This is a genomic window from Lutibacter citreus (genome assembly GCF_003260195.1).
Taxonomy (GTDB): domain Bacteria; phylum Bacteroidota; class Bacteroidia; order Flavobacteriales; family Flavobacteriaceae; genus Lutibacter; species Lutibacter citreus.
This window is the reverse complement of the sequence record NZ_QEIH01000003.1, coordinates 270552-287793: the sequence shown is the minus strand read 5'-3', so window position 1 is coordinate 287793 and position 17242 is coordinate 270552. Positions and strand designations below refer to the sequence as shown.

The window sequence follows — 17242 nt, the reverse complement described above, 5'->3', positions numbered from 1 at the left end:
GGAATAATACTAAATTATTTCTTCAGTTAATTTTATTGCGTCACCAATAAATTTTGGACATAATTTTTGATGTAATCCCTTCTCTCCTATTATTTTTGCTCCTTCTTCTGTTGAACAATCATAACCCAACAACTCTTTACATTTAATTGTTCCATTTTCTTTTTTAAATTCATCCATAAAAAGACTCACTTTTTCTTTAGTGATTTTTTTAGATTCGAAATCTTCCTTGTCAGAAGATGCATATTTTAAACCAATTACCATACAAGCACCAGATACAGCACCACAAACTTCACCTTGAGTAAATCCACTACCAAAACCAGCTGTCATTTTTAAGGCTGGTTCCATATCTATATTTAAATCTTCAGAAAAGGCATTTAATGTTTTCTGACAACAATTTAATCCGTTTGAATTCTCTAAAATCCGTTCTATATTTTTTCCCATAGTTTTTTGTTTTACTTATAATAATTAAAATTTCAGATCTGTAATTAATACTGTTAAATTAAAAAAATGATTTAAATTACTAAATTTTATCAAATATAATTTCAATAAAATATTTCTGACCTTAACTTATTTCTGTATAGTTTAGAAATTATAAATCAAAAAAAAAACTCCTAATACTTATAAAAGAATTAGGAGTTTTTTATATTAAAACCTTTTACCAATACTAAATCCGTAAGAGAATGTTTTATATTCCTCTTTCCAATCATACATTAATGATGGAGCAATTTCCCATCCGTCTGAAATTTCAATTTCGTACTCTACTCCTGCCTTTAGAACAAAAAAGTTTTTAGTACTTTCACTAAATTCAAATTCAACTCCAGGACCTAAAATAACACCTAAATGATGATTAATATTGTATTTTGCCACAAATGAAGTTACTAAAACATTTGCTCTTTCTTCCTCTTCTTCATTATCAAGTTTAATTAAATAATTATCAAACTCCATATCAATCATAGTTCCTAAATTCCACTTTTCATTTAGCGTATAAAAATAGTCTACACCAATTGTAGGTATCCATTTACCAATACTTTCTTCATGTGTTTCGTGCTCATAAAATGCAGCGGATACATGAGTAAAACCTGTAAAAACTGCTAATTTGTGTTTTCCATGTTCTTCAGATAATGAATGTTTAGACTCTTCTTGATGATGTTGTGCATTAATTGCAAAACCCACTAACATTGTAAAAAGTAATGTGATTTTTGAAATTGTATTCATAATTATTTATAAATTTAGGATTGCAAATTTATAAAATTTCAATAAATTAAATGTAAAACACACATTTATTTTGCTTTTAATTATGAATGTGATAAAAACCCCTTAGAAAACAACTATCTTAAAGGTTAAATTATAAGAATTTAGAGTTGTTTTATTTTTAAAAAAATATGAAAAGGAACTGCTTTTAATGATTCTTATTTACTCTTTTTTAAATAATCTGGTAATTCTTTACTTAACCAATCCTGACGAACTGGAACGTGTACATCTAAATCTACTGTTTTCTCTAAAGCCCAAAACTCATGAGGTACATTTTCTGGAAACACAATCACTTCTCCTGCTCTAACTTCAACAAAAGTTTCTTTACCATCAATAATAGTTTTGATTTTCACGCTACCAGACATAATATATGTAATCTGCTCGTTTGGATGCTGGTGCCAAGGAATATGAGCTCCTTTTTCTAAATTGAAAATAGTCATTTGTCCTTTTTCACCATGAAACCATTTACGTTTTATGCCTTTACCAATAGTTTCAGATTCCATATCATCAAAATTGAAATGTTGCACTTTTGAAGTTGCTACAGAATCTATGGTTGTTACTTGCGCTTTTACCGAATTACTTGTAAATATTGTTATTACAGCCAATGCTGCTAATGTTATTTTAAAATTCATTGTGTTGTTATAATATTATAATTATGTATAAATTGTATATCTGAAATTAGTAATAATATAGCATAACGTCATGCTGAACTTGTTTCAGCATCTCATTACTATTTGGCATACAGCTATTTATTGAATGTGAATCTGAAACAAGTTCAGGGTGACGAACCTATTATTTTGTATCGAGAACTTATATTTTATCTAAACTACTCTATACTAGTTTCTTACCTAAAAATTTACTTTAAGTGATATTCGGTTTAAAATCCTTCTAAAACTATTTTACCTTTTGCTTTTCCTGTTTCTAAAAAAGCATGTGCTTTACGCAAATTTTCAGCATTTATAGTTCCAAAATTTTCACCTAATGTAGTTTTAATGGTTCCGTTATCAATTAAAGATGCTACTTCATTTAAAATATTATGTTGCTCAATCATATCTTCTGTTTGAAACATAGATCGTGTAAACATAAACTCAATATGCGTAGAAACCGCTTTAGCTTTAAAAGGCATCACATTAAAAGATTTTGGATCATCAATAAAACCAAATCTTCCTTGTGGTTTAATTAGTTTAGCTATCTCATCTGCATGTTGCTCTGTTCCATTTAAACTTACTACGTAATCTGGCGCAGTTAGATTATATTTCTCTAATTCCTCACTTAATTTATTTCTGTGGTTAATTACTGAATCTGCACCCAATTCTTTTAACCATTCTGTAGTTTCTGCTCTTGAAGCAGTTCCAATAATATTTAATTTTGTTAATTTTTTAGCCAATTGAACCAAAATTGAACCAACTCCACCTGCAGCACCAATTACTAAAATAGATTTGTTAGCATCGTCTTTTGAAACTTGTAATCTATCAAACAACATTTCGTAAGCAGTAAGTGATGTTAATGGTAAAGCAGCAGCTTCTGCATATGATAAACTTGAAGGTTTTTTACCAACAATACGCTCATCAACAACTTGATATTCAGCATAACTACCTTGTCGTGTAAAATCTCCCGCATACCAAACTTCATCTCCTACTTTAAAAAGTGTTACATCCTCACCTACTTCTTTTACAATACCGGTAGCATCCCAACCAATTACTTTCCAATCGTTTCCTTCAACAGGCATTCCTGCACGTACTTTGTAATCTGCTGGATTAACAGAAATAGCTTTTATTTCAACTAAAATATCTCTTCCTGTTGCTTTTGGGGTATTTAAATCTATGTCTTGTAGAGATTTTACATCTTCTATTGGAAGATTCTCTTTATATCCTATTGCTTTCATAATTTTGTGTTTTTAATAAAAAAAGTTCTAAACTTTAACACTTTAGAACTTTTAAATTAGACTAAATAAGTGTTAATTTTTATTTTTTCCAAGTAACTATATCTTCTAAATTTCGTCTAGATTTTCCAAATTCTGGATCTAATTTTCTATAACCAAAAGCAGTCATAAATGATAGACCATATTTATCAGTATCTACACCAAATTTTTCTTTTAATAAAGCCTCTGTTTTTTCTTGATGAAAACCTTCAATTGGGCAAGAGTCAATACCTATTAATGCTGCAGCAGTCATCATATTACCTAATGCAATGTAAGTTTGTTTAGAAGACCAATCAAATAGTTTTTTATCTGTATCTAAATCAAAATCATTTTCTTGAAATTCTCTATAGAATTTAGAATACATTTCAATTACATCTTCTGGTAATTGTTTAACATCTTTCATCATATGCATAATATAATCTGCATCATGTTTTACCATTGGTGCTTTCATACTTAAACCTAAAACAAAATGACTTGCAGTATCTAATTTTAATGGTGCTCCCCAAGCTACAGGTTTTAACAACTCACGTAATTCTTTGTTCTGAACAACAATAAAATGCCAAGGTTCAAACCCAAATGAACTTGGTGATAAATTTGCTGTTTTTAAGATGAAATTAATATTCTCATCTGAAACTGTTTTAGTTGCATCAAATTCTTTAGTAGCATGTCTGAAATTAAATGCATTTAAAATATCTTCTTTTGAAATGTTAGGTGTACTCATTTTATATTTTTTTTAGTTGTTTGTTTTTATTTATGAGGCAAATGTAAAAGAAGTTTACATATAATTAGAGTATTAAAAAAGGTAATAATAGTATAAATAAAGGTTTAAGTGCTTTTTATTCTTAAAATTTCGTTAAAACCTACAAAATAACCTCATATTAACTTCTATTTATACCATAATAGAATAATTAATCCTTTAATAATACAATTTAATAATATATCCGTAATTAATAATAATATAATATAACGTCATGCAGAACTCGTTTTAGTATCTCATTACTATTTAACATACAGCTATTTATTATATGCGACCCTGAAACAAGTTCAGGGTGACGAACCTACTATGTAATATTTCTGGAAATCAATTTAATTACTGACTATTTGGTTTTTATTTTTTTAATATCCGTCATGCTGAACTTGTTTCAGCATCTCATTACTACTTGACATACAGCTGCTTATTGAATTCGACCCTGAAACAAGTTCAGGGTGACGAACGTATAATGTAATATTGCGGGCTAACAATTTAATTACTGACCATTTGGTTTTTATTTTTTCAATATCCGTCATGCTGAACTTGTTTCAGCATCTAATTCCTATTTAACATACAGCTATTTATTGCATGCGACCCTGAAACAAGTTCAGGGTGACGAACGTATAATGTAATATTGCGGGCAATCAAATTAATTAATAACTATTTGGTTTTTATTTTTTTAATATCCTTAATAAAATATCCAAACATTATTATTATAAAAAAAGCAAATGGTAGTGAAGTTATAATTAATAAACGTTGTACAGCCTCTAAAACATTAACGCTAGCTTTAATATTACCTAAAAGCACTAAAGCAATAGTAGCCAATAAAATAAAAATAGACCAAATTACCCTATGTGTTTTATTTGGATCTTTAGAACCATTATCTGTAAACATACTTAATACAAATACCGCAGAATCTACAGATGTAATTAAAAAACTAATTAATAAAAAAATAGATGTTATGTTTAAAAATGTAGCGTATGGATAGTGTTCAAAAAAAACAAATATTGAAGAAAATACATTATTAAATTGGTTGTTATAAACACCCCATTGTTCAATTAAGTTAAATGCCGATGTACCAAAAACAGAAAACCAAAAAAAAGTACCAATAGATGGAATTATTAAAACACCCAATAATAATTGTCTTATAGTTCTACCTTTTGAAATACGAGCAATAAAAATACCGGTAAAAGGAGCCCAAGACAACCAAAAAGCCCAATAATAAAATGTCCAACCAGTTAAAAATTCTATTCCTGGATCATAAGAGCCTATGGCAAGACTCATAGGTATAAAATCTATTATATAATAAAAAATTGCTTTTGAAAAGGATACAAGAATAGCACTCATATCACTGGTTACAAAAACAAATATTAAAATGGCTAATGTGACTATAATATTTAATTTAGAAAATATTTTAATTCCTTTATTTACACCTTGCCAAGCAGAATAACAAGCTACAGAACCAATAAATATACAAAGTAAAATAGTTGTAATTAATCCAAGGTTTGATTCGGTTATATGATTAAGACCTCCTTTAATTTGAGTAGTTCCCAAACCTATTGCTGCAATTAATCCAAAAACAGTAGTTATAATTGTTATAATATCTACTCCTTTTTTTACAGTTTTGTTTTTAATATGATCCTCTATAGTTGCGCTAACTCTTACTTTCTTTTTCCTTACATAAAGCGAATAACCAATTATCATTGCAAAAAGTCCATAAAAAGCCCAAGCCGTTAATCCCCATTGATAAAAAGTAAACTCTAAAGCTAATGTTTCGGCTGGTAAATTAGATGTATAAGGCGGGTTTTGCTGCATATAAACAGGTTCTTGCACTGCACGTAACAAAATACCCGATCCCATTCCTGCACTATATAACATAGCTGTCCAAGCCCAAAGTGAATGTTCTGGTTTAGAAGAAGGTTTCCCTAGTTTAATGTTTCCATACTTAGAAAATGCTATAGCCAATAAAGCCAAAACACAACCTAAACCCAAATAAAGATAAAAATAACCAAAATAATTACGCACCCATAAAGACGCTTGTTCAATAACATTATAACTAACTTCAGTAGCAAAGAATACAAATAATGTGCAGCTAAAAATTATACTTACTGAAATAGATAAAATTGAATGTTTCTTAATGTATTTTAATATCAAAATTATTCTTTTTTTTAGCAAAAATAGGGATTAGAATTTAAATCCTAACCCCTATTATTTTATGAATGTACTTTTTTCATAATTTAGAAAGTAAACTCACCTCCTCCTAATCTTATGAGATATTTACTTATTTTTATTGATAAGTAAACACTTATAATTTCTTTAAAATATTTTTATTTCCATTTTATACTACAACCCATACTTGGTTTTTGATCTGAATCAATTTTACCTCCAACAATGATAGCATCTAAAGCCGTAGATAAATCTTTACCCGTTGGCTCCCCAATACCTGGTCTTGTTTCATCAAAACGGCCTCTATATACACACTTTAAATTCTCATCAAAAACAAAAAAATCTGGAGTACATTCTGCCATATATGCTTTTGCAACTTCTTGTGTAACATCATACAAATAAGGAAAAGAATACCCTTCTTTTTTCGCTACCTGACTCATATGTTCTGGTCCATCTTGCGGATAATTAACAACATCATTACTACTTATAGCAACAAACTGAATACCTTTTGCTTGGTAGGTATTAGCTACCTCCACCAATTTTGAATTTATATGATGCACAAAGGGACAATGGTTACAAATAAAAATAATTACTGTAGCTATTTCAGATTTTAATTCAGAAAGTGAAACAGGTTTATTTGTAATAGTATTTAATAAATTGAAATCAGGCGCTTTTGTACCCAATTCCATCATATTTGATAATTTTAAAGACATTTTTCAGTATTTATTTACTAGCTTTTTCTAATAGCTCTAAATCTTCAGTATCCAAATTCAATTTTGGTGCATCAAATAACGTTTGTAATTGGTGTTCACTTGTAGCGCTAACAATTGGTGCTGCAATGTGTGGTTGAGCCAATAACCAAGCCAAAGCTACGGTTGCTGGTTTGCTACTATGTTTTGCCGATACGGTATCTAATGCATTAATAACAACTAAACCTTTTGCATTTAAATACTGTTTAGCACCTTCACCACGTACACTTTTACCTAAATCAGATTCAGATCGGTATTTACCAGTTAAAAATCCACTTGCTAAAGAGTAATAAGTCATAACACTTAATCCATATTTAGCTACAATATCTGCATATTTAGTTTCATAATTTTCACGTTCTACCAGATTATAATGCGGTTGTAAAGCCACATATTTAGGTAGGTTGTTTTCTTCAGAAACTTTAAAAGATTCCAATAAACGTGCTGGTGATAAATTTGAAGCTGCAATATGACGCACTTTCCCTGCTTTTATAACTTCGTCATAAGCAGATAAAGTCTCTTCTACAGGAGTTACTTCATCATCAAAATGGGTATAATATAAATCTATATAATCGGTTTGAAGACGTTTTAAAGACTCATCAACCGACTTTAAAATATGCTTTTTACTAATATCATTAGGGTGCTCTTTGGTTTCTGAACCAACTTTGGTAGCAATAACCGTTTTGTCTCTGTTACCACGAGCTTTCATCCAATTACCTATAATAGTTTCCGATTGCCCTCCAACTCCATTTACCCACCAGCTGTAGGTATCTGCTGTATCTATAAAATTAAAACCAGCAGCCTCAAAAGCATCTAATATTTTAAAAGATTCTTTTTCATCTAATGTCCAACCAAAAACATTTCCTCCAAAATTTATACGAGAGACTTCTAAATCTGTATTTCCTATTTTTACTTTTTTCATTTTTATTCTTTTAATCTATTTTAAATGGCTGCGTAAAAACCAACCTATTTTTTCATGTTCTTGCAATAATCCAGAAATAAAATGACATTTAATTTACAATTTCTGTCATTTCACTTAAAACAAACTCGTCTACTTTACCATCTGTAACTTTTAAATAATGAGCTAAATATTTATTTCCCATATGTTTTTGCCAAAGTTCACGATTAACCCATCTTTCATAAAGTAAAAAGGAGTTAGGGTTTTCATTATCTTGGTTAAGATCATAACTAATATTACCTTCCTCTGCTCTGGTTACATCTAATAATTTTAGTAATTCAGCTTTTACAAACTCTTTATATTCTTCCTTTACTAAAATTCTTGCTACTATTGTTAAATAAGATTTTTTCATATTTCTTGTGTTTTTATCTTAATCTAAGAAGTTTATTAACACTTTAATCTTTACTTCTTTTAGGTTTATTTAATTTATTGCAAAGTTACCCACACAACTCTATACTTTTTTGGTACAATAAATGGATAATCATGTACATTTAAAGGTTTATCACGCAAAATTATGGATTCATAATTCTTTTTTATTTAATTTAGCCTTAAATATTTATTAAAACTTAGTAAAATGCAAGTAATTGAAGCTTATAAACCTTTTGAAATACAAGAAATTGAATTAACAGAATGGAAACAACGGCCTGTTAAAAATAACTTTTTTGAATTGGTTTTAATAAAAGAAGGTGCTGGTACCCAATGCATAAACTATAACGACTATAGATATAGTAAAGATAGCATCTTTTTATTACCACCATTAAAATGTCATTCTTTCACTATAGAAAAACCTACAAAATTTGTGTTTTTAAAGTTTACAGACTCTTTCTTTAAAAATATAAACAGAATTACTATTGATAGAAATGAATGGTTTAAAGAAGCTTCTTATATTTTGTCTAACTACAACCAATTACCTGGAGATATTATAAAAAATGATATAGATAGAAATCATTTAGAAAGTTTAATTGGTATGATTTTACAAGAATCTAGAAATTATGGAGAAGAATCTATTAATCTGGTAACCAGTTTAATGACGAGTATTTTAGAGGTGTTAATACGAAATATTAAAAAAAGTAGTTATTTTGAATTATCTAAGAATAATGCTGATGATAGAATTACAAAAATGCTAACCTATATTAATGAAAACATTGATAAAACCGAGTTACTTAAAGTTGAAAATTTAGCTGATGTTTTTATGATGTCACCAACCTATGTTAGTGAATATTTCAAGAAACAAGTTCATATGTCTTTACGAGAATACATTATTAAAGCTAAACTTAAATTGGTTGAAATACGGTTATTAAATTCAGATTTTACACTTACACAGATTGCAGATGAATTAGGCTTTACAGATGTTAGTCATCTTTCTAAAACTTTTAAACGCTACGCCGGCAAATCTATACGTGAGTTTAAAAACAATGGTGAGTATATGTTATTAAAAAGAGATTTATCTTGTACTTCAACAATTTTTGCTTAGTAAATTTAAGTTATTAATTCCAATTTATTAGATAATATAAAAATGGATTTAACAGCTTAATTGATAAAGCTGATTACTTATTTTCACCTTTAATATTGAAAAAATAAAGATTTAATTATTGCTTATTTAATAATAAGCTTTTAATCTCTTTTAACTCGTTTTCAATAGAAAGCTGCTTTAATTTTAAAGTTTCATTTTCTGACTTTAATAGTTCAATCTCTTTATTTTGTTCTTGAATAGCTTTAACCATTGGAGACATTAAATCATTATATCTAACACTTAACATACCTTCTGTATCTTCGGTTATAATTCCGTTAGTTTTTGAACTGCTATTTTTTAAGGCTTCTTTTAATTCTTGTGCTATAAAACCATATTCTAGCTTATTATGTTTATCGTTATTTCGGTAATAAGATACTGGTCTTAATTGGTTTATAAAATCTAAGCCTAAATCAGAATCTTCAATGGTATTTTTCAATCTTCTATCAGAAGTAACGGTCCACCCTACTTGCACACCTGCATAGGTAACATCTGCATTACCGATACGTACTTGATTGTCTAATGCTCCATCTGGTACATTAGCATTATATCCAATTGCTGTATTATTACTTCCTGTTGTATTAGTAATTAAAGCATTGTATCCCAATGCTGTATTATTATTTCCGGAAAGGTTAACTAAATTATTAAGAGCACCAGACCCCATTGCTGTATTATTAGCTCCTGTTTTATTATAGCTAAGAGAATTATAACCACTTGCTGTATTGTTATTTCCTTTAAGGTTATCAAAAAGAGAGTAAGCACCACTTGCTGTATTCTGTATTCCTTCTGTATTTTGCGTAAGCGAATTATATCCTATTGCTGTATTGTCATTCCCTAAATTATTTTTATTAAGAGAAAATGAACCAACAGCAGTATTATTAGTTCCTGTATTATTAGCTGCAAGTGAAAACGAACCATTTGCAGTATTACTACTTCCTGTTGTATTACCCGACAACGAACCAACACCAGTTGCGGTATTAGAGCTTCCTGTTCCATTTGATAAAAGTGCATCTTTTCCTAATGCAGTATTGCTATGTCCTTCTGTATTAAACCGTAGTGAATTAAGTCCTATACTTGCATTATCATAGCCTGAAGTATTAGAAGCTAAAGATAAAACACCAAAAGCAGCATTGCTAGATCCTAAAACACCAGCAGGAATGTTATTGCGTTTAAAAACTAAATCTTCATCATCTGTAGTACCAATAAAATTTACGGTATCATCCGTTCCTGAAGTTCCTAAGGTACTCCAAGCATTATCAACAGTTTTAGTAGTTGCTATTTGAGACCACTCTAATCCATTCCAATAATAATATCCTGGTTTTACATCTGAAACAGAAGCGGTATTATAAATTAATAAACTAGTTAAAGGTGCTGTAATTGTAGTTTTATCTGTTGTTGATAATAAACTAATTCGTGGAACTAAAATACCTTTATCAGAGCTAGTAACATCTAATATAGAAGATGCATCTGGTGTATCTGTATTTATACCAACTTGAGAAAAAGAATTTATAGCGCAAAATATTATTAAAAAAGGAAGAATTTTCATTTAGGGTTAAATTTTAAGGGGTTGTAAACTTAAAATATAAAACCAAAACAAACAATGAATTAACTAAAAATATTAAATATTACTTTTAGTCAGTTTACTTAGCAAAGCCCAAGTATATTAGTATACAGCTTCTTTTAGTTAAACAATTTGTTTAATTCCTAATTATTAATAATATACCTATATTAAACACTCTAATAAAATTAGCCTTAATATTTAATAAACTAACGTATGTCATTATGTGATTTTAATATCTAATAAGCTTAAAAAGCTATTATTTCTTTTTAGAATCTTCTTTTTTCGGATTTCCAATATTAGTTTGAGCCAAATGAGTAGCCAGAATTTTTTCTATTAACTCTTCCTTGGTTAAATGATGAAATATCGTTCTTACTTTTTGTTTTAATTGCTCTGGAATAGCACGATTAGGTTTTGTTTTAAATATTTTTTTAGCCCACAGTAAAGTATTATTATCTTCTATACTTTGTGCATCAGCTTTTTTAAACTCTTTAAAAACAATTCCTAATTCTTTTTCAAAATTTGCAATCTCTTCAACTTCTTCTTTTTGTAAAATTGTTAATGAAAATCCTTTAGCACCTGCTCTAGCTGTACGGCCACTTCTATGAACATACGTATCATAAGCGTCTGGTAAATGATAGTTTACCACATATGAAATTTCTTTTACATCAATACCTCTAGCGGCCAAATCTGTAGCTACTAAAATATCTATATAACCTTCTCTAAACTGCCCCATAATTCTATCACGAATTCCTTGAGTTAAACTACCATGAATGGCGCCTGATGAAAATTTATTAATGGCTAAGTTTTTTGCTAATTTATTTACAGCTGCTTTTGTTTTACAAAAAATAATTCCTCTTTCTCCTTCTTTTGAATTTAAAAAATGAAGTAACACTTCAAGTTTTTCAATAGGTTTAACAACAACATACTCATGTTCAATACCTTGATGGCCCATGGTTGCCATATCTGCCTCAACTTGAATTACATGTTTAGACATATAATTTTGAACCAATTGTTTTATCGTTCCAGGCATTGTTGCCGTAAACAATAATGTTCTTCGTTTTTTTGGAATTTCAGCAATTATAGTATCTAAATCTTCTTTTAAAGCGCTTACCATTTCATCAGCTTCATCTAAAACTAAATATTGTAAGCTTTTAACATTAATTTCATTTCGTTTAATTAAATCTACTAAACGTCCTGGTGTTGCAACTAAAACGTGCGCAGTGTTTTTTAAACTTTCAATTTGAGGTTTAATAGGAATTCCCCCAAAAAGTGGCACAATAGATATGGATGGACTATGCGTTGCAAAAGAAACTAAATTTGAATGAATTTGCTGACCTAACTCACGCGTTGGCGCTAATATTATTGCCTGAACAACCGGATTTTCTATGTCAATTAACTGTAATAAAGGCAAACCAAAAGCGGCTGTTTTACCAGTACCTGTTTTAGCTAAAGCTACTATATCTTTTGTTTCATTTAAAATAAGTGGTATCGTCTTTTCTTGAACATCTGTTGGAACAGAAATTTTTAAATCGACTAAACTTTGTTGTAATTCTTGGTTAATACCTAAATCAGAAAACTTTTTTGACATAAAATATATTTTTTGCAAAGATAACCACACTTTTATAAGTTACTGTTACAATGCGTTTTATTCTTAATTTTTATTAATTTAAAAACAATGAGTTAATAAGTTCAATTCAACATTACCAACTAATTGGTTTGTAATCTTTTAAAAATTTACCACACCAATGTTTACCAGTATTAATACCATCAAATAAAGGATCCATAACACGTGCTGCTCCATCAACAATATCTAACGGAGGCTGAAAATCATGCAATTCTTGTTTTTTCTTAGATAATTCTGCAGGATCTTCATCTGTAACCCAACCAGTATCTACTGCATTCATATAAATTCCGTGTTTAGCCAAAGCACCTGAAGAAGTATGTGTTAACATATTTAAAGCTGCTTTTGCCATATTTGTATGCGGATGTCTTGCTTCTTTGAAAAAAGTATGAAACTTCCCTTCCATTGCAGATACATTTATAATATGCTTTTGACCGGTGTTTTCTTTTTTCATTAATTCAGAAAGACGATTACATAAAACAAATGGAGCTACAGAATTAACTAACTGTACTTCAATCATTTCTGTAGTTTCAATTTCACCTAATTTTAAACGCCAACTATTTGTTTTTCTTAAATCTACTTGTTGTAAATCTGCATCTAATTCACCATCAGGAAACACTTCCTTAGCAACAAGTGTATTATCAAAACTATAAGGAATTTGAGATAACTTAGCTGATGCTCTTAATCCAATTCCTGGTTCTGGACCGTGCCAAGTAACCGGCATATTTTTATTTGAAGAAGCTCCAGAAGTTAACACCTTTAATTCCTCTAAACAATTTGCGTGGTCAAACAATAATTCTTTTGCAAACTGAGGTAACGATTCTATTGGACGATCTTCATTTAGCATTAAATGTTGATAAAATCCTGCTGGTCGCCTTACAGTTTGAGCTGCATTATTAATAAGAATATCTAATTTATCATATTTCTGCTCAATAAAATTACAGAAAATCTCAACACTAGGAATATGACGTAAATCCAACCCATGAATTTTTAAACGATGTCCCCATTCCATAAAATCTTCTTCCTTAGAAAAACGTAATGCAGAATCTACAGGGAAACGAGTTGTTGCAACTACAGTAGCACCACCTCGTAAAAGCATTAAAGTAATATGATATCCTATTTTTAAACGTGAACCAGTAATAACTGCAACTTGTCCTTTAACATCTGCTGTTTGAAAACGTTTTGCGTAATTAAAATCACCACATTCGGTACACATTGTGTCGTAAAAGTGATGAAGTTTTGTAAACAAGGCTTTACAAACATAACAATTTCTTGGAGACTCTAATTCTAGTTCTTTTTTAGCTGTTAAATCTGCTACATTTAACAATTTAGGAGCTTCAAACACTGCAGATTCACGAGCACTTCTAATTCCTGTTTCTTTACGAGCATGTCTATCTCTAGCTGCTTTTTTTCTTTTTAAAGCTTTTTTTCCATCCTTCTTTCTTCTTGAAAATTCTTCTCTACTTGGTCTAGAAAATAATCCAGCTGCTTTAATTAAGGCTGTTCTTTGTTCCTTAGGAATATCAAAAATTTGATCTGTATTAGTTACTAATTGTTCTAATACATGAATACATTTTTCAATTTCAACAGCTGAAATTGGTTGTTTTTCACTTATTTCCTTTTTCTCCATACTAAAAATTTAACCAATTATCTCAAAATTATTAAGCCTGCAAATATAGTTTTTATAATTTTAGGATTGAGTTTCTTTTTTTAGGTACAATAATGTTCTTAATGATAAACAATTTAGAATCTTTTAAGTCTATAATAATTTTACATTTTTATTTAATTTCTGTTACAAAACTCATATACGGTTCTAAATCTCCAATAACTGCCTCATTCATTAAAGCTCCTGTTATTTTAGCGTAAGGTTGTTTCATATGTATTTCCCAAACATCAGATGCTGTTCTCCAATGTTCATAAACCACCAACGTATCATTTACTCCATTTACAGTATATAAATCAAACAATAAATTACCTGGTTCTTTTCGCGTGTTTTTAATATGAATTTCAAAACGATTTAATAATCGTTCTCTGTATTCTTCTTTAATTTTAAATATGAAGAAAATAACAAATGGCTTATCTTCAGCATTTAATGGTTTAACAGCTACAGGTGAAGGATTTGTTGCTCCTAGTGACAAAATTTCTGGCGCACTTTCTAAAGCTGTTTCAGCAAGTTTCATCATATTTTGTACGTGAATCGTATTTTTATGACTTTCTAAAGCTGCTTCATCTTTCCAACTATCATATGCGAAAAACACATTAGGATTTTTGTTATCTACAAACAAATTCATTCCTCTAAATCCTTCTTCTTGTTCAGCACCTTTTTTATTTTCCAACAACACATTTTTGAATTCTTCGGTATGTTTTGGTTTTACAGTAAATTTTATTATTAAATTGATCATTTTCTTCCTTTCAAAATTTGGTAATCTTATTTCTAAACTATTTTATTAAAGTCCAATTTTATAAATCGCTGCAGGATCTGGGAATACTTCCATTTTTGCAAATTTATCTAATGGTGCACTTCCTTCATACTTTGTTCCCTTACGTGCGTTTGGACCTAAATGTTCAACAAGAATTTTTGGTGAAACCCATTTCTCAGTTAACCAAATATCATTTGAGTTTCTCCAATCTCTATGAAAACCATAATCTATACAGCCTTCCTCTTTTAAAACATAAGGAATGTAATCTTCTAGTAAAGCAATAAAATTTTCTAAATGCTCTTCTTTAACTCTAAATAGCGCTGTTACTCCAATACCTTTATTATAATCTGTAGTTTGTAGCCATTCGTAAGTTTCTTCAAAAGTTGGTTTTGTATTTTCTGACATAATTATTATTTATTTATTTATTATAACGTTACTACTACTTTACCGACAGTTCTACCACTTTCTAATTGTAAGTGTGCATCTGCCATATCTTCAAAAGGAAAAGTTGCTGAAACGTGAGGTTTTAAAGTGTTATTTTCTAGCATTACTTTTAATTTATTCATATCGTTTCCGTTTGAATGAACCATTAATGCTGAAACTTTTGCATTTTTAATAGTTGCTAATTTTTGAGCTTCTTCTAAAACTGGTGGAGGTGTTGGTAATGACAATACTTCTCCGCCTTCTTTTAAAACTTTTACTGAATTAAATAATACTTCTCCACCCATTCCATCTAACACAAAATCGATATCCGATAAAACTTCTTCAAACTTTTGAGCTCTATAATCTATATGCTCATCAGCACCTAAAGACATAACAAACTCTTTATTTTTTGCTGAACTAGTTGTAATAACATAAGCTCCCATATTTTTTGCTATCTGAATTGCAAAATGTCCAACTCCACCAGAACCCGCGTGAATTAAAACTCTATCATCTTTTTTAATTCTTGTTTCTAAAACTTGTAAAGCTGTTAATGCAGCCAATGTTGTTGCAGCTGCTTCTTCAAATGAAGTACTCTCTGGCATTTTTGCTAATTGATCTTCAGGTGAAGCAACAAATTCTGCATACGCATTTCCAGCACCAGGAAAGTTTATCATTCCAAAAACATTATCTCCAACTTTAAACTTTGTTACCTTATTTCCAATAGAAACAATAGTCCCTGAAATATCCCAACCTAATATTACAGTACTTTGTCCTGCATACATCATTTTAACTCCTTCTTCAGCACTTCTTATTTTTGCATCGGCAGGATTAACACTTATACCTTTTACAGCAACCAATACTTCATTTTCTTTTATTGTGGGTTGATCAATTTCTTTTAATATTAAGTTATCTACACTTCCTGCTTTTTTTAAAACAATTGCTTTCATATTTTTGATTTTAATTATACTATCATTTTTATAGTGACAAAAGTATGTATAGTTTACATACTGTGCAATAACGGTCTAATTGGATAGTATAAAATAATAAACATATAACATTGATATACTGTGTATTAACTTATTGAAAATATCCTATAAAAAGTATAGTTGTGTAATTTAATATAGTTCCTTAACTTTGCATTATATTAAATATGATTATTATGGATAGAAAAGAGCTGTTTGAAAAAAAACCAATGATAAAATTACATGACAAGTTATTTCCTTGTCCTACAAGTGCTGCTATGGAATTAATTGGTGGAAAGTGGAAAAGCGTAATCTTAATGCATTTAATTGATAGAAAAAAAAGATATAACGAATTAAGAAAGGAATTACCTTCTGTTACCGAAAGAACATTAAGTCTTCAACTAAAACAATTAGAAAAAGATGATTTGGTTTCTAGAAAAGTTTACACAAAAAAGCCACCTCTTAAAGTTGAATATTCTCTTACTGAATTTGGTAAAACAGTTATTCCTATTTTACAAGCTATTACCGAGTGGGGTATTTTAGCAGCCTATGAGAAAGGTGAATTTATAATTAATAAAGTTAGTTAAATTCACATCTTTTTTAAATTTTATTTGGATAATAGTAATTTATTTTGTAAATTTAAGTGTTGATTAATAAGTCATTAAGAGTGACAAATTGATAATGTTAATTATCAAAAATTTAAATATTAAACAACTGAAAAAGTCTTTAGGTAAATTCTAAAGACTTTTTTAATATAACCTTTTTAGATTTAAAGCTACTTAAACTTAAGTAATTTTAATGTTCTAAACCTTTAATAAATTCTGATATATCATCCTTAATTAAGATATTTTTTCTGGTATTTTATAACGTGGGCTTACATTATCTTTATTAAATCTAATTAAATTACTTTTCGGATAATAACTGGCTAAATGTTCAAATGACAACGTATTAT

At 29.1% G+C, this 17242-nt stretch carries 17 protein-coding genes; 2 read left to right on the top strand and 15 right to left on the bottom strand.

The annotated features are described in order from the left end of the window. Positions 1-9 precede the first annotated feature (9 nt). From DAD81_RS07335 to DAD81_RS07295, 9 genes are all read right to left on the bottom strand, one after another. Entirely contained in the window at positions 10-441 is a 432-nt protein-coding gene (locus DAD81_RS07335; RefSeq protein ID WP_111707604.1) for a C-GCAxxG-C-C family protein, read from the bottom strand. 204 nt (positions 442-645) lie between these two features. Continuing rightward, the gene (locus DAD81_RS07330) at positions 646-1215 is read right to left on the bottom strand and encodes a hypothetical protein (protein WP_111707603.1); all 570 of its coding nucleotides are present in this window, start codon (positions 1213-1215) and stop codon (positions 646-648) included. A 194-nt stretch (positions 1216-1409) separates the two neighbouring features. Next, entirely contained in the window at positions 1410-1883 is a 474-nt protein-coding gene (locus tag DAD81_RS07325; protein ID WP_111707602.1) for a cupin domain-containing protein, read from the bottom strand. A 245-nt stretch (positions 1884-2128) separates the two neighbouring features. Further along, positions 2129-3136: a zinc-binding alcohol dehydrogenase family protein gene (locus DAD81_RS07320; RefSeq protein ID WP_111707601.1), complete on the bottom strand. Its 1008-nt coding sequence runs from the start codon at positions 3134-3136 to the stop codon at positions 2129-2131. A 79-nt stretch (positions 3137-3215) separates the two neighbouring features. Next, complete coding sequence (locus DAD81_RS07315) at positions 3216-3893, bottom strand: NAD(P)H-dependent oxidoreductase (protein WP_111707600.1); 678 nt, start codon at positions 3891-3893, stop codon at positions 3216-3218. A gap of 690 nt (positions 3894-4583) precedes the next feature. Beyond that, positions 4584-6077, bottom strand: a complete 1494-nt coding sequence (locus DAD81_RS07310; RefSeq protein WP_245949191.1) for a BCCT family transporter — start codon at positions 6075-6077, stop codon at positions 4584-4586. A 173-nt stretch (positions 6078-6250) separates the two neighbouring features. Beyond that, entirely contained in the window at positions 6251-6802 is a 552-nt protein-coding gene (locus tag DAD81_RS07305; RefSeq protein ID WP_111707599.1) for a thioredoxin family protein, read from the bottom strand. Positions 6803-6812: 10 nt separating this feature from the next. Next, complete coding sequence (locus DAD81_RS07300) at positions 6813-7757, bottom strand: aldo/keto reductase (RefSeq protein WP_111707598.1); 945 nt, start codon at positions 7755-7757, stop codon at positions 6813-6815. An 88-nt stretch (positions 7758-7845) separates the two neighbouring features. Beyond that, positions 7846-8145, bottom strand: a complete 300-nt coding sequence (locus DAD81_RS07295) for a putative quinol monooxygenase (RefSeq protein ID WP_111707597.1) — start codon at positions 8143-8145, stop codon at positions 7846-7848. A gap of 222 nt (positions 8146-8367) precedes the next feature. Between DAD81_RS07295 and DAD81_RS07290 the strand changes: the two genes are divergently transcribed. Continuing rightward, positions 8368-9267 (top strand): AraC family transcriptional regulator, encoded by a 900-nt coding sequence (locus DAD81_RS07290; protein ID WP_111707596.1) that lies wholly within the window; start codon positions 8368-8370, stop codon positions 9265-9267. A 115-nt stretch (positions 9268-9382) separates the two neighbouring features. On the opposite strand, the gene DAD81_RS07285 is transcribed toward DAD81_RS07290, so the two are convergent. The 6 genes from DAD81_RS07285 to DAD81_RS07260 all read right to left on the bottom strand — a co-directional run bounded on the left by DAD81_RS07285 (position 9383) and on the right by DAD81_RS07260 (position 16275). Further along, the gene (locus DAD81_RS07285; protein ID WP_111707595.1) at positions 9383-10849 is read right to left on the bottom strand and encodes a tail fiber domain-containing protein; all 1467 of its coding nucleotides are present in this window, start codon (positions 10847-10849) and stop codon (positions 9383-9385) included. A gap of 271 nt (positions 10850-11120) precedes the next feature. Then, positions 11121-12452 carry a DEAD/DEAH box helicase gene (locus tag DAD81_RS07280; RefSeq protein ID WP_111707594.1) on the bottom strand — a complete coding sequence of 444 codons (1332 nt, stop codon included), beginning with the start codon at positions 12450-12452 and terminating at the stop codon, positions 11121-11123. Between the two features lie 112 nt (positions 12453-12564). Then, positions 12565-14115 carry an SDR family NAD(P)-dependent oxidoreductase gene (locus DAD81_RS07275; protein ID WP_111707593.1) on the bottom strand — a complete coding sequence of 517 codons (1551 nt, stop codon included), beginning with the start codon at positions 14113-14115 and terminating at the stop codon, positions 12565-12567. Positions 14116-14263: 148 nt separating this feature from the next. Then, positions 14264-14887 carry a putative quinol monooxygenase gene (locus tag DAD81_RS07270; RefSeq protein WP_111707592.1) on the bottom strand — a complete coding sequence of 208 codons (624 nt, stop codon included), beginning with the start codon at positions 14885-14887 and terminating at the stop codon, positions 14264-14266. A 45-nt stretch (positions 14888-14932) separates the two neighbouring features. Next, on the bottom strand, positions 14933-15310 hold the full coding sequence (locus tag DAD81_RS07265; protein WP_111707591.1) for a putative quinol monooxygenase: 378 nt from the start codon (positions 15308-15310) through the stop codon (positions 14933-14935). Between the two features lie 20 nt (positions 15311-15330). Next, entirely contained in the window at positions 15331-16275 is a 945-nt protein-coding gene (locus DAD81_RS07260) for an NADP-dependent oxidoreductase (RefSeq protein ID WP_111707590.1), read from the bottom strand. Positions 16276-16487: 212 nt separating this feature from the next. Here DAD81_RS07260 and DAD81_RS07255 point away from each other — a divergent pair, with 212 nt between their 5' ends. Next, positions 16488-16877: a winged helix-turn-helix transcriptional regulator gene (locus DAD81_RS07255; protein WP_245949190.1), complete on the top strand. Its 390-nt coding sequence runs from the start codon at positions 16488-16490 to the stop codon at positions 16875-16877. Positions 16878-17242: the final 365 nt, after the last annotated feature.